We start from the raw sequence: 13,136 nt of genomic DNA, 5'->3' as shown, positions 1-13,136 counted from the left end.
TTCGACCAGATCGCACCTATTCGTATGCCCCGTGACCCCGATGGCGTGCTCTTGCCCGGAAACCCCTTGAGCGCCCCACGAGGTCGGCCAGTATGGGCCGCCAAACGCCCTACTGCGATGCAAGGGACACCGCATGAGACTGACCGACATATCGCTGGACTGGCTGCTTCCGGGTGGCGTGATGGTGGCCGGAGTCCTGACGGCGGTGGCGGTGCTCGCGCGCGGGAAGCGCGCCGGTGACCAGGCCGCGGCCGACGACTCCTGGGAACGCAGCGAGGAGCGTCGCAGACGCAAGGAGGCCGTCTACGGATTCGCCTCGTACGGGCTGCTCTTCCTCTGCGCGGCCGTCGCGGCGGCGCTCTCCTTCCACGGCCTCGTCGGCTTCGGCCGGCAGAACCTGAACCTCGCCGGGGGCTGGGAGTACCTCGTCCCCTTCGGCCTCGACGGCGCCGCCATGTTCTGCTCGGTGCTCGCGGTCCGCGAGGCCAGCCACGGCGACGCGGCCCTCGGCTCGCGCCTGCTCGTCTGGCTGTTCGCGGGCGCGGCGGCCTGGTTCAACTGGGTGCACGCACCGCGCGGCATGGGCCACGACGGGGCTCCGCACTTCTTCGCGGGCATGTCCCTCTCGGCGGCGGTCCTCTTCGACCGGGCGCTGAAGCAGACCCGCAGGGCCGCGCTGCGCGAGCAGGGCCTGGTGCCCCGTCCGCTGCCGCAGATCCGGATCGTGCGGTGGCTGAGGGCGCCCCGGGAGACCTTCGCGGCCTGGTCGCTGATGCTCCTGGAGGGCGTACGGACCCTGGACGAGGCGGTCGACGAGGTGCGCGAGGACCGGCGGGAGAAGGAGCAGAACAGGCTCCGCCGGCGCGACCAGGTCAAGCTGGACCGGGCGAGACTCAAGGCGATCAACCGTCAGCACCGGGCCTTCGGGCTCGGCCGCGGCGGCGGACGCCAGGTCGAGATGGCGGCGCTGGGCGCCGCTTCCGGCACCGGCCAGGGCCCGGGTGCGGGCAGTGGTTCGGGCTCCGTGACGGCCGCCGTGCAGGCGGCCGTCGCGGAGCCCGCCATAGCGGACCCCGGACAGCTGCCGCTTCGACCCCGGCCCTCCCTGCAAGCCGTCAGGGGCGATGAGCCCCGCCCCGGCGAGTCCCGGACGGTGGACCTCACCGCCGAGGACGACACCCAGGCGCTGCCGCGTCTCGACTCCCTGGAGCGCAAGCTCAAGGATCTGGAGCAGCAGTTCGGCTGAGGCATCACGGAAATCCGGCGGGGCCGCACAGGGCAAGCCCTAGGCGGCCCCGCCGTTCAGTTCGAACCAGACCACCTTGCCCACCCCGTGGTCCTCGACCCCCCAGGAGTCGGCGAGGGCCTGGACGAGGACGAGGCCCCGGCCGTGCGTACCGTCGTCGGCGGGCGGTACGGGCGGCCGCTCCAGTCCGGACACGAAGTCCCGGACCTCGACCCTCAACTGCTCGGGGACGACCGTCGCGGTCACGACGGCCCCGTGCTCGGTGTGGACCAGGGCGTTCGTCACCAGTTCGCTGGTGAGCAGTTCGGCCACGTCGGAGGCGCCCGGTCCGCCCCACTTCCGCAGCAGTTCACGCAGGGCATGTCGCACCTCCGGCACCGCGGTGAGATCCGCGCATCCCACCTTTCTGAGCAGTTGAGTCGGCTGTCGTGCCTCCCCGGCCATATCCCCCACCCACAGGTCGCGTCGAACAGGCTCACGGGGATGCATGCCCCGTGTCACCGTCCGCATTCATGAGGTGGTGGCAGACGGTCAGGGTCTGGGCACGTTGCGCAGGTTGGATCGGGCCATCTGGAGCATCCGGCCCACTCCCCCGTCCAGGACGATCTTGCTGGCGGAGAGCGCGAAGCCGGTCACCATGTCGGCGCTGATCTTCGGCGGGATGGAGAGCGCGTTGGGGTCGGTGACGACGTCGACCAGGGCGGGTCCCTTGTGCTTGAAGGCGTCCTTGAGCGCGCCCGCGAGCTGCTTGGGCTTCTCGACCCGCACGCCGTAGGCCCCGGCGGCGCGGGCGATCGCGGCGAAGTCCGGGTTCTTGTTCGTCGTCCCGTACGAGGGGAGCCCGGCGACCAGCATCTCCAGCTCGACCATGCTGAGCGAGGAGTTGTTGAAGACGATCACCTTCACGGGCAGGTCGTACTGGACGAGGGTCAGGAAGTCGCCCATCAGCATCGAGAAGCCGCCGTCGCCGGAGAGCGAGACGACCTGGCGGCCCGGGTCGCTGAACTGGGCGCCGATCGCCTGCGGCAGGGCGTTCGCCATGGAGCCGTGGCTGAACGAGCCGATGATCCTGCGCCGCCCGTTGGGCGAGAGGTAGCGGGCCGCCCAGACGTTGCACATGCCGGTGTCGACCGTGAAGACCGCGTCGTCGTCGGCCAGTTCGTCGATGACGGAGGCCACGTACTCGGGGTGCACCGGGACGTGCTTCTCGACCTTGCGGGTGTACGCCTTGACGACGCCCTCCAGCGCGTCGGCGTGCTTCTTCAGCATCTTGTCGAGGAAGCGGCGGTCGGTCTTGGCGCGGACCCGCGGGATCACACAGCGCAGGGTCTCGCGGACGTCGCCCCAGACGGCCAGGTCGAGCCGGGAGCGGCGGCCGAGATGCTCGGGCCGGACGTCCACCTGCACGATCGTCACGTCGTCGGGCAGGAAGGCGTTGTACGGGAAGTCGGTGCCGAGCAGGATCAGCAGATCGCACTCGTGGGTGGCCTCGTAGGCGGCGCCGTACCCGAGCAGACCGCTCATGCCGACGTCGTACGGATTGTCGTACTGGATCCACTCCTTGCCCCGCAGGGCGTGGCCGACCGGTGATTTGATCCGCTCGGCGAACTGCATCACCTCGGGGTGCGCCCCCGCCGTGCCGCTGCCGCAGAAGAGCGTCACGCGGTCGGCCTCGTCGATCATCCGGACGAGGGCGTCGATCTCGGCGTCCCCGGGACGGACGGTGGGCCGGGTGGTGACGAGCGCGGTCTCCGCCGACTTCTCGGGGGCCGGCTGGGAGGCGATGTCGCCGGGCAGCGAGACGACGCTGACGCCGCGGCCGCCGACGGCGTGCTGGATCGCCGTGTGGAGCAGCCGGGGCATCTGCTTCGGGTTCGAGATGAGTTCGCTGTAGTGGCTGCACTCGCGGAACAGCTGGTCCGGGTGGGTCTCCTGGAAGTAGGAGAGGCCGATCTCGCTGGACGGGATGTGCGAGGCGAGCGCGAGGACCGGGGCCATCGAGCGGTGGGCGTCGTACAGGCCGTTGATGAGGTGGAGGTTGCCGGGCCCGCAGGAGCCGGCGCAGGCGGCGAGGCTGCCGGTGATCTGGGCCTCGGCGCCCGCGGCGAAGGCGGCGGTCTCCTCGTGCCGCACCTGGATCCAGTCGATCGCCCGGGTGCGGCGGATCGCGTCGACGACCGGGTTGAGGCTGTCGCCGACCACTCCGTAGAGGCGCCGGACGCCCGCGCGGACGAGGATGTCGACGAACTGTTCCGCCACGTTCTGTTTGGCCATGGCTCCATCAACACACGGCCCGGCGGGTTACGCCTCCCAGACGGCCACCCCCGTACGGTCGTCGGCGTAACCCGTCACCCTCAGCTGGGTGTCGGCGAGGAAGGCGGCGAGGCCCGGCGGCTCGGCGTCGGCCCAGCGGGCGGCGAGCTCGTGGGCGAGGGCCGGTTCGCCGCGCATCGGCTCGGCGAGGCCGGGCGAGGCGAGGAGGAGGGTGTCGCCGGCGCGGGCCACGGAGGCGCGGAAGCGGAAGGGCTCGGCGGGCGGGGGTACGGGCTCCTCGATGAGCGGCGGGGCGGTGGTGATGCCGAGGTCCATGGTGAACCTGTCCCCCTCCTCGGTGGCTTCCGGCACCGGGGGCGGCGAGCCGAAGCCGACGACGGGGGCGCCGGTGACGGCGGCCGGTTCGGGCAGGAGCGGTTCGAGGTCCTGCCAGGAGCCGTCGCGGAGCCGGAAGAGCCCGCCGCCGCCGATGCCGAAGAAGACGCGCGTGCGGCATTCGGGGTCGGCGGGGACGAGGAGGCAGCGGAGCGTCGCGGTGTACTCGTCGGGGGCGAGGTCCCGCTCGGCGGCGCGGGCCCGCAGCTTGCCGTAGGTCCTGTCGGTGAGCCGGTGCAGTCCGGACTTGAGGTCGCCGCGGCGGCCGGACCTGATGTCCTCGGAGAGCCGGGCGTGGCTGCGGCAGACGGCCTCGGCGATCCACTGGCAGGCGTCGGCGGCGGCGAGGTGGGCGCCCTCGGCGGCGCGGGAGCCGGCGGCGACGGCGACGAGGACGAGCGCGGTCTCGTCGTGGCCGAAGCGGGCGGTGAGCAGGGCGTCGCGCCGGGGTTCGCCCCGGTAGCGGGCGGAGTCGCCGCGTACGGAGGCGGCGCGCAGGGTGCAGGTGCCGTAGCGCGCGCCGTCGAGGACGGTGTCGGCGACGAGTTCGGCGAGCTCACCGGGCCGGGCGACGGGCAGCGCGGTGGGCTCGGCCTCGTAGGTGGGCGGCCGGCTCCCGACGAAGCCGGTCCTGGGCCGGGGCACGGACACCGCGACGGTGAGGTCGGGGTCGTGGGCGGGCCCGGTGTCGGCCTGCGGCTCCTCGGGGGCGTCCGGTTCCCGGAGCACGGGCACCCGGACGGTGGGCGTCTCGACGGGAGGGGCGGCCGGGGGCGGGGGCGGGCCCGGGAAGGTCCGCGGCCCGAGATCCCGGGGCGCCTCCCAGGGCGCGGGTCCGGACACGGGGGCCGGTGGCGGCGCGAGCGGGGGCGTCGCCGGGACCTGCGGCACCGGGTCGTACGCGACCGGGTCGTACGCGACCGGGTGGTACGGGACCGGGACCTGGGGCAGCGGGTCCCGCGGCATGGGGTCCTGCGGCACGGGGTCCTGCGCCGTCACCGGGCTCGGCACCGCGCGCGGTGTCGTGTCGAAGTGGTCGTCGAGTGTGTCACCCGAGGCCGTCGGTGCCGCGTCCGGCTCCGCGTCGTCGTAGAGCTTGTCCCACCAGTTGTCCCCCTGCTGAGTCATGCCCTTATTGTCCACCGCGCACGGCGTCCGAAAACGGGACATCAGGAAAACCGTTGCTGCAAATGGGTGGTCCGCCGGGCGACCCCACCCCCCACGGGAAGGACGCCCGGCGGACCGGCGTGGTCAGCGCACGTCGTAAGCGCGGACCACGGTCTGGGTGACGGAGTTGCCGTTGGCGTCCGTCAGTTCGGTCTTCAGGGTGACCTGCCTGCCGGTCGCGCCCGCGTGGTTCACGGTCGCGGTCCAGCCGTCGCCCTGCTGGGAGACCTGCGCTTCGGTCCAGGTCGTGCCCCCGTCGTAGGAGTACGAGAGCTTCGCCGAGGTGAGCGCTGCGGGGGTGTAGCCCGCGTGACCCGTCGCGGTGAGGCCGATGTGCTGGCCGTCGGTCGCGGCGAGGGTCTTCAGTCCGTCCACCGGAAGGTTGTACCGGGGGAAGAGAATCGGGATGCCCTGAGAATAGACGCTCTCGTCAAGCTTGGAGGTGAATTTCCACACCGAGTTGACGGATGTGGAGCGGGCCCACACCTTGCTGCCTATCTTCATGGTGTTCTGTTCCAGCGTGTACGTCCCGGCTTCGGCCGGTACCTCGAAGACGCCGAACGGCCAGCCGGACTCGCCGAGGACCTCGCCGTCACGGCTCAGGCGCACGTTGCCGATGTCGCCGAAGGAGCCGGGCTCGGCGTGGTGGGTGGAGTCGCCCCACATGGCGTCGGCGAAGCCGATGAGGTTGCCCTGCCGCTCGGCGACGAGGACCGGCTTCCCGGTGGTGTCGCGCGGCGCGGTGGGGGCGATGACGCCGTCGTACCACTTCTCGGTGCGCCGCTCGCCGGGCGCGTACGCGTGGCGGACGCCCATCATGATCTCCCCGAACGGGAAGCTGCTGTTGACCATCTGCTGCCAGGCGGTGTCACCGGCGGAGTAGTACTCGGTGCGGGTGCCGGGCGCGGGGACGGTCTCCAGGGAGCCGAAGGAGATGCCGAGGCCGTTGGGGCGGTAGGCGGCCGGGAAGTCCGTGAAGTCGGTGGTGATGCCGGCCGAGCCGTAGGTCGATTCCGTCCGGCCGAGGCGGGCGTCGTGGACCCGGTACTCCTCGTCGTCACGGATCGCGCCGGTCTCGGGGAAGGCGAGGTTGTAGAGGTAGGGGCTCTTCGCGGTGGCGTTCCAGGCGAGGGTGACCTCGCCCGCCGCGAGCCTGCCGAGGAGCGCGGTCGCCTCCGTGGAGGGGACGGCGAGGACGGGGAGACCGAGGCCGGTGAAGCCGCCGGTGGGGTACCAGCGGCCGGGGGCCGAGTGGTACGTGACGACGGCGACGGCGCCGGCGGCCTTGGCGTTGCGGGCGAGGGTGCCCGCGGCGGTGGAGCCGTCCGGGAGCCGGACGAGGGCGACGCGGCCCTGGACTCCGGCGGCCTTGAGCTCGTCCGGCGTGCCGGTTCCGGCGTCGACGAGGCGGGCGGAGCCGGTGCCGTCGAGGTTGTCGGAGCCGAGGGAGGCGGTGAGCGGGTGCAGGGCCAGTCCGTCGCCGGTGGTCAGCGAGGTGATCTGCGGGGCGGCGGCCCGCCAGTAGCTGCCGAACTCGAAGTCGCCCTCGTCGGCACGGCCTTCGACCGAGGCGTAGTAGCCGCGGAGGGTGCGCGGGCCGGTGGCGGTTCCGGCGTGCAGCCAGAAGTCGTCCCAGGACCGGGCGAACGCGAGGGTGGCGCCGCGGAGTTCGGAGGGCTTGTCGGTCTTCACCGACAGCCGGTGGGCCGTGCGGGCGTCGAGGACGACGGTGGTGTCCTTCTTCAGCTCGACCTGCGGGCGGCCGAGGTAGCTGAGCGAGTCGTTCAGCGTGGCGCCCTCGCCCGCGTCGGGCGTGGTGACGAAGGAGGAGAGGAAGTAGCTGCCGGGGCGCAGGCGGTAGACCTGGTCGGCGGCTCCTTCGTTGAAGCGGCGCTCGCCGGTGGCGGTGTCGGTGCCGATGACGTCGAGGGAGGAGGCGCCGGAGGCCGGGTTGCCGTGACGGTCGATCAGCTTGACGCGCAGGGTGACCGTCTCGGGCTCCACGTACAGCGAGAACGGGGTGGAGACGTGGATGCCGCCGGGGCCGGTGGCGACGACGCGGCCGGTGACGTCGCCGTACTGGGCGCGCTCCAGGCGGGCGTCGGGGGCGAGGTCGAGCGGGACCTCGACGGTGGCGCCGGCGGGGACGGTGACGGTGCGCCTGCCGAGGCGGGCGACCGAGGACCGGACGGCGGAGCCGTCGTTGCCGGTGACCTTCTCGACGGCCAGGTCGAGGGTGACCGGGGCGCCGGAGGTGTTGGTGTACGGCACGGAGACCGTGGTGCGGTCGCTCTTGTCCTGCGGCCAGTCGAAGGTGCCGCCCTGGACGGCGGGGGCGCTCAGGACCGTCTGGTCGACGGCGGCCTTGACGTCGAGGCGGCCGCCGCCGACCTCGCGGACGTCGCCGGGGACCGAGCTGTCGGCGGAGGCGACGAGCGCGGACTTGATCTGCTGCGCGGTCCAGTCGGGGTGGCGCTGCTTGACGATGGCGGCGGCGCCCGCGACGTGCGGGGTCGCCATCGACGTACCGGACATGGACTGGTACGCGTACACGCCCCGGCCGCCGGCCGCCGCGGCGGAGATGCCGACGCCGGGCGCGGCGATCTCGGGCTTGAGGGTGTGGTTCACGATCGTCGGGCCGCGGCTGGAGAACCAGGCGGTGGAGTCGTCGCGGTCGGTGGCGCCGACGGTGAGCACGCCGGGCGCGCAGCCGGGCGAGGAGACGGTGTTGTGCGTGGGGCCCGAGTTGCCCGCGGCGATGACGAAGAGCGTGCCCTTGTTCTGGGCGAGTTCCTCGGCGGCGACGCTCATCGGGTCGGTGCAGTCGGTGGGTTCGGGGCTGCCGAGGCTCATGGAGACGACGTCGGCGCCCTGGGCGACGGCCCATTCCATGCCGGCGATGATCCAGGAGGCGGCGCCGGAGCCGGAGTCGTTGAGGACCTTGCCGTTGAGGAGGTCGGCGCCGGGGGCGACGCCCTTCTTCCTGCCGTCGCTCGCGGCGCCGGAGCCGCCGACGGTGGAGATGGTGTGGGTGCCGTGGCCCTGGTGGTCGCCGGTGGTGTCGGAGTCGGTGAAGTTCTCCGAGGCGACGATGCGGCCCTTGAGGTCGGGGTGCTCGGCGTCGGCGCCGGTGTCGAGGACGGCGACCTTGGTGCCCTTGCCGTCGTAGCCGGCGGCCCAGGCCTCGGGGGCGTGGATCTGCTTCGTCGACTGCTCCAGGGTGGCCTGGACCTTGCGGTCGAGCCAGAGCTTCTTCAGGCCGGAGGCGGAGCGGGCGTTCGGGGCGCTGATCTCCGCCCAGAAGGTGGCGGCCTGCTTCTTCTCGGCCGTGAGCGCGACGCCGTCGACGGCCTTGAGGACCTTGCCGCGCCTGGCGCCGCGGGGGGCGGCGGGGACGGAGCGGGCGAGGTCGGAGCCGTAGACCGCGATGAGGGGCAGCGTGGTGGTGGCGGAGTCGTCGTAGCCCTGGCGGATCAGGCCCGTGACGTTGAAGAGCTGCTCGTCGACGCGTCCGGCGGCGAGCGCGGCGGTGGCGTCCTCGGGGTAGACGTACAGGTCCTGGCCGGAGCGGCGGGTCTGCACCAGGGGGACGGTCCCGTCCTCGCGGGGCAGGGCCGTGGCCGCCGGGTTGCCTTCGGCGTCGCGGGTGACCAGGACGCGGTCGCCGGTGACCAGGGTGACCGTGGCGGTCCTGGCTCCGTCGCCGGAGCGGGCCGCGGCCTCGCTGCCGACCAGCGGTCGCTTGCCGGTCGTGTCGTCCTTCGGCTCATCGGCCATGGACGGCGCGACCGCGGTGACGGCCAGGACGACGGCGGTCGCCACCCCCAGGGCCGTACGCGAAATCGGGCGCATCGCTCTCCCCATCTGAATCCGGAAAATGGGCACAAATCACCCTTCGCCGGAGGCTGTTGGTGCTGCGGTGGCGCCACATTGGCAGAGGTGAGGGCGGTGCAGGGATGATGGGTGAGGCGGGAATACGCCGTGGCCGTTTCCCGCCAGGTCACCAACGGAACGAATGCCTCCGGTGAACGTCCCCGGAAGATCCGGGACGCCGGCCGGAGGTGCGGCGAGGGGTGGGGCATCCATGCTGGGAGCGATAGGTCTCGACGAGCGCCAGGAGTCCGCGTACCGCGCCCTGGTCGCGCTGGGCGCGGCCGAGGTCACCGATCTCGCGCACCGGCTCGCCCTGCCCGAGCAGGACACCGAGCGGGCGCTGCGCCGCCTGGAGTCGCAGGGCCTCGCGGCCCAGTCCTCGGCGCGCACCGGCCGCTGGGTCGCGGCGCCGCCCGGGGTCGCGCTGGGCGCGCTCCTCACCCAGCAGCGCCACGAGCTGGAGCAGGCCGAGCTGGCGGCCAAGCTGCTCGCCGAGGAGTACCGGGCCGAGGCCGAGGAGGCGGCCGTGCACGACCTGGTGGAGGTGGTGACCGGCGCGAGCGCCGTGACGCACCGCTTCCTCCAGCTCCAGCTGGGCGCCCAGGAGGAGGTCTGCGCCCTGGTCACGGGCAAGCCGATCGCGGTCTCCGGGATGGAGAACGACGCGGAGGAACAGGCGGCGGGCCGGGGCGTCCGCTACCGGGTGGTCCTGGAGCGCGAGGTGCTCAGCCTCCCGACCGGGCTGCTCGAACTGTCGGCGGCGCTCGGCCGGGAGGAGAAGGTCCGCGTCGCCGACCGGGTCCCCACGAAGCTCGTCGTCGCCGACCGGTCCCTGGCCATGGTGCCGCTGACCGGGCGGGGCGCCGAGCCCGCGGCGATCGTCGTGCACGCGAGCGGGCTCCTGGAATCGCTGATGGGCCTCTTCGAGTCGGTGTGGCGGGAGGCCCTGCCGCTGCGGCTCGGGGCGGGCGCGCAGATCACCGAGGACGAGGCGCCGGGCCCGGACGTGATGGACCTGGAGATCCTGTCGCTGCTGCTCGCCGGGATGACCGACGCGAGCGTGGCGAAGCAGCTGGACCTGGGGCTGCGGACCGTGCAGCGGCGGGTGAAGGGGCTGATGGAGCTGACCGGGGTGACGACCCGGCTGCAGCTCGGCTGGCACGCGTACGAGAAGGGCTGGGTCGCCCGCGGCTGATCTCGGACGGTATGGGAAGGTGAGCGGCTGGTTCCGCTTGCACCCTCATCCTCAGGAGCTCCCGCCCCCATGAACGGACGACGCCGTCGCGCCCTGCTGGCCACCGTGACCCCCATGCTGGAGCCCGGTGAGCGGGTCGAGGTGACGTGCGTCGTCGGCCTGAACACGGTCTCCGTGCGCCGGACCGCCGCCTTCGGCGTGGCGTCCGCCGTCCTCAGCGGTGGCGCGATGGCCGTGATACCGACGCCGGTCCCGATGTACCTGGCGATGACCGACCGCCGGCTCTTCGTCTTCCGGGCCGATCCGGTGTTCGCGAAGCCGGTCGAGCACACCATGACGATCGCGCGCGACGGCCTGTTCCGCTCGGCCATCAAGGAACGGATCCTGAACTCCTCCTTCGTCCTCTCCTCGCCGAACAGCGAGCACGCCCTCAAGCTGATCTTCCCGCTGATCAGCCGCAGGGAGCGGAACCTCGTGGCCGCCGCCCTGCCCCTGGCGCCCTGACCGCTCGCGTACCCGTACCCCGTACCCCGTACGCCCCGCGCGACCTGCGGGAATCCGCGCGGTCGTGCACCCTGGGCAGCGTGGGTGTGTGGCAGCTCCTGATGATCGCGACGGTGATGCTGCTCGGTCTGTTCGGGGTGCTCGCGCCCGGCGTGCCGGGAACGTGGCTGGTGTGGGCGGCGATGCTCTGGTGGTCGCTGCACGAGCGGACGGACCTCGCCTGGATCCTCCTCGCCTCCTCGACCGGCCTGCTGCTCCTCACCCAGGTGATCGTCTGGCAGCTGCCGCCGCGCCGCTTCCGGGGCGTCGGCATCACCCGGCGCATGGTGACGTACGCGGGGGTGGGCGCCGTCCTGGGCTTCGTCCTGCTCCCGGTGGTCGGCGCGATCCCCGGCTTCGTCGGCGGGATCTACCTCTCGGAGCGGCTCCGCCTCGGCGGCCACGGCCAGGCGAGGGCGGCGACCCGGACCGTGATGCGGGCGGCCGGCACGAGCGTGCTCGTCGAGCTCTTCGCCTGCCTGCTGATCGTGGGCGCGTGGGCGGGGGCGGTGATCTGGGGCTGAGGACGGGACGTCGCCGGGCGTCGCGGCCCGGGCGGGACTTTCCGGAGGGGTCCTAGGTCGGACGGCGGAGCCCGGACCCGTCGCGGTGCCGATCCGCAGGGGCCGGGACCGCGCGAAGCTGGAGGCATGAGGGATTTCGATGGCTTCAGCGAGGTCGAGCGCGCCTATCTCACGGAGAGCCGGCGGCTCGGCCGGCTGGCGACCGTCGACCCGTCCGGCCAGCCGCAGGCCAACCCGGTGGTCTTCTTCCCGCAGGACGACGACACGGTCCTGGTGGGCGGGATCGCCATGGGCCGGACGAAGAAGTGGCGCAACCTGTGGCAGAACCCGAAGCTGGCGCTGGTCGTCGACGACCTCGCGAGCGTCCGCCCCTGGCACGTGCGGGGCGTCGAGATCCGCGGCGAGGCGGAACTCCTCGTGGGCCCGCACACCCTGGGGCCGCACTTCAGCGAGGAGGTCATCCGGATCCACCCGCGCCGGGTGCACAGCTGGGGCCTGGAGGACTACGTCCCGGGGAGCGCCGGGGCAAGGTAGCGGGCGGCGTACGAGCGCCAGGGACGCCACTCCTCCGCCTCCCGCCCGTCCGCGAGGGCGACGTCCGGGTCGCCGAGGGCCCGCATCCGGATCAGCGCGGCGGCCTCGGGGGTCACGCCGGGGACGGCGAGCAGGGCGCGCTCGGCCTCGTCGCGGTCGGCGCCGGGGTCGAGGCGTACGGCTCCGTCGGCGAGGGCCCGGGCCAGCGGCCCCGCGACGGGGTGGCCGGTCAGGGCGGCCGGCTCGGGGAAGACATGGGTGAGGGTGCCGCAGGCGGTGGCCAGCGGGGTGCCGTGGAGCTCGACGGCCCGGGCCGACTCCTCGGCCCCGAGGACCGTCCGCAGCGCGAACTCCTCGGGCTCGGCCGTCCCCGGGGAGCGCACGCCCGGCCGGGCGGCCACCTCGGCGGCGAGCCCGGGGGCCGCCCCGAGCCGCTCGGCGACCGCGTACGGGTCGGCGTCGAGGTCGAAGAGGCGACGCAGCCGGTGCACGGCGGTGGTCAGGTCGCGCAGCTCGGTGAGGTGGATGCGGGCTTCGAGCCAGCGGCCGCCGGAGCGTTCGTCGACGGAGACGACGCCGGTGCCGTACGGGAGGCGGAGCGTGCGCCGGTAGGTGCGGGAGCCGGGGGCACCGACGACCTCCTCGACCCTGGGCACGGCCTCGGCGGCGAGCAGGTCGAAGACCTCGCCGGCCGCGTACGGGCCCCGGTGGGCCAGCCGCAGCGGCACCCCGGCGGCGAGCGCGGTACGGGCTCCCGCGCCGCTGCCCGCCTCGGCGCGCAGGGCGGTGGGGGTGCGGGCGTACACCGCGCGGATGGTCTCGTTGAACTGGCGGACGCTGGCGAATCCGGCCGCGAAGGCGATCTCGGTGACGGGCAGCCCGGTGGTCTGGAGCAGCAGCCGCGCGGTGTGGGCCCGCTGGGCGCGGGCGAGGGCGACGGGTCCGGCGCCCAGTTCGGCGGTGAGCTGGCGCTGCACCTGCCGGGCGCTGTAGCCGAGGCGCCCGGCGAGCCCGGGCACGCCCTCGCGGTCGACGACGCCGTCGCCGATCATCCGCATGGCGCGCCCGACGACATCGGCCCGGACGTTCCACTCGGCGGAGCCGGGCACGGCGTCGGGGCGGCAGCGGCGGCAGGCGCGGAAGCCGTGGCCCTGGGCGGCGGCGGCCGTCGGGTAGAAGGAGACGTTCTGCCGTTTGGGGGTGACGGCGGGGCAGCTGGGGCGGCAGTAGATCCCGGTGGTCCGGACGGCGAAGAAGAACTCTCCGTCGAACCGCGCGTCCCTGCTGCTGACCGCCTCGTAGCGGGTGTCGTCGTCCCTCATGGCTCCCAGTGTGCGGGAGCCGCCCGACCCCGGCTCGCGGTTTTCGGACACCACGATCGGGGCCGGGTCGGCGGGGCCCGAGG

At 73.3% G+C, this 13,136-nt stretch carries 10 protein-coding genes; 5 read left to right on the top strand and 5 right to left on the bottom strand.

The window, feature by feature from the left end; all coding sequences use genetic code 11:
* Window positions 1-133 precede the first annotated feature (133 nt).
* Complete coding sequence (locus tag AB5J54_RS31325) at window positions 134-1,246, top strand: DUF2637 domain-containing protein (RefSeq protein WP_369147268.1); 1,113 nt, start codon at window positions 134-136, stop codon at window positions 1,244-1,246.
* A gap of 39 nt (window positions 1,247-1,285) precedes the next feature.
* Here AB5J54_RS31325 and AB5J54_RS31320 read toward each other — a convergent pair whose 3' ends face one another.
* From AB5J54_RS31320 to AB5J54_RS31305, 4 genes are all read right to left on the bottom strand, one after another.
* On the bottom strand, window positions 1,286-1,690 hold the full coding sequence (locus AB5J54_RS31320) for an ATP-binding protein (RefSeq protein ID WP_369147267.1): 405 nt from the start codon (window positions 1,688-1,690) through the stop codon (window positions 1,286-1,288).
* 87 nt (window positions 1,691-1,777) lie between these two features.
* Window positions 1,778-3,520 (bottom strand): pyruvate dehydrogenase, encoded by a 1,743-nt coding sequence (locus AB5J54_RS31315; RefSeq protein ID WP_369147266.1) that lies wholly within the window; start codon window positions 3,518-3,520, stop codon window positions 1,778-1,780.
* A gap of 27 nt (window positions 3,521-3,547) precedes the next feature.
* Window positions 3,548-5,023 carry a protein phosphatase 2C domain-containing protein gene (locus AB5J54_RS31310; RefSeq protein WP_369147265.1) on the bottom strand — a complete coding sequence of 492 codons (1,476 nt, stop codon included), beginning with the start codon at window positions 5,021-5,023 and terminating at the stop codon, window positions 3,548-3,550.
* A gap of 123 nt (window positions 5,024-5,146) precedes the next feature.
* Window positions 5,147-8,914 carry a S8 family serine peptidase gene (locus tag AB5J54_RS31305; RefSeq protein WP_369147264.1) on the bottom strand — a complete coding sequence of 1,256 codons (3,768 nt, stop codon included), beginning with the start codon at window positions 8,912-8,914 and terminating at the stop codon, window positions 5,147-5,149.
* 232 nt (window positions 8,915-9,146) lie between these two features.
* Here AB5J54_RS31305 and AB5J54_RS31300 point away from each other — a divergent pair, with 232 nt between their 5' ends.
* The 4 genes from AB5J54_RS31300 (at window position 9,147) to AB5J54_RS31285 (ending at window position 11,731) form a co-directional block, all read left to right on the top strand.
* Window positions 9,147-10,130 (top strand): helix-turn-helix domain-containing protein, encoded by a 984-nt coding sequence (locus AB5J54_RS31300; RefSeq protein WP_369147263.1) that lies wholly within the window; start codon window positions 9,147-9,149, stop codon window positions 10,128-10,130.
* Window positions 10,131-10,199: 69 nt separating this feature from the next.
* On the top strand, window positions 10,200-10,634 hold the full coding sequence (locus tag AB5J54_RS31295) for a hypothetical protein (RefSeq protein WP_369147262.1): 435 nt from the start codon (window positions 10,200-10,202) through the stop codon (window positions 10,632-10,634).
* 80 nt (window positions 10,635-10,714) lie between these two features.
* Entirely contained in the window at window positions 10,715-11,197 is a 483-nt protein-coding gene (locus AB5J54_RS31290; protein WP_369147261.1) for a DUF456 domain-containing protein, read from the top strand.
* 126 nt (window positions 11,198-11,323) lie between these two features.
* Entirely contained in the window at window positions 11,324-11,731 is a 408-nt protein-coding gene (locus tag AB5J54_RS31285) for a PPOX class F420-dependent oxidoreductase (RefSeq protein ID WP_369147260.1), read from the top strand.
* On the opposite strand, the gene AB5J54_RS31280 is transcribed toward AB5J54_RS31285, so the two are convergent.
* Window positions 11,701-13,053 carry a DNA-3-methyladenine glycosylase 2 family protein gene (locus AB5J54_RS31280; RefSeq protein WP_369147259.1) on the bottom strand — a complete coding sequence of 451 codons (1,353 nt, stop codon included), beginning with the start codon at window positions 13,051-13,053 and terminating at the stop codon, window positions 11,701-11,703. The two genes, AB5J54_RS31285 and AB5J54_RS31280, sit on opposite strands and share 31 nt — an antisense overlap.
* Between the last annotated feature and the right edge of the window lie 83 nt (window positions 13,054-13,136).

Origin of the sequence: Streptomyces sp. R44, assembly GCF_041053105.1 — a bacterium.
Taxonomy (GTDB): Bacteria; Actinomycetota; Actinomycetes; order Streptomycetales; family Streptomycetaceae; genus Streptomyces.
Note: the sequence above shows the minus strand (reverse complement) of the source record. Positions and strands in the feature narration are given on the sequence as shown.

Bases quoted from the DNA above. Each gene is read 5' to 3' on its own strand.
- AB5J54_RS31325 (WP_369147268.1), top strand. From the start codon at position 134: ATGAGACTGACCGACATATCGCTGGACTGGCTGCTTCCGGGTGGCGTG.
- AB5J54_RS31320 (WP_369147267.1), bottom strand. From the start codon at position 1,690: ATGGCCGGGGAGGCACGACAGCCGACTCAACTGCTCAGAAAGGTGGGA.
- AB5J54_RS31315 (WP_369147266.1), bottom strand. From the start codon at position 3,520: ATGGCCAAACAGAACGTGGCGGAACAGTTCGTCGACATCCTCGTCCGC.
- AB5J54_RS31310 (WP_369147265.1), bottom strand. From the start codon at position 5,023: ATGACTCAGCAGGGGGACAACTGGTGGGACAAGCTCTACGACGACGCG.
- AB5J54_RS31305 (WP_369147264.1), bottom strand. From the start codon at position 8,914: ATGCGCCCGATTTCGCGTACGGCCCTGGGGGTGGCGACCGCCGTCGTC.
- AB5J54_RS31300 (WP_369147263.1), top strand. From the start codon at position 9,147: ATGCTGGGAGCGATAGGTCTCGACGAGCGCCAGGAGTCCGCGTACCGC.
- AB5J54_RS31295 (WP_369147262.1), top strand. From the start codon at position 10,200: ATGAACGGACGACGCCGTCGCGCCCTGCTGGCCACCGTGACCCCCATG.
- AB5J54_RS31285 (WP_369147260.1), top strand. From the start codon at position 11,324: ATGAGGGATTTCGATGGCTTCAGCGAGGTCGAGCGCGCCTATCTCACG.
- AB5J54_RS31280 (WP_369147259.1), bottom strand. From the start codon at position 13,053: ATGAGGGACGACGACACCCGCTACGAGGCGGTCAGCAGCAGGGACGCG.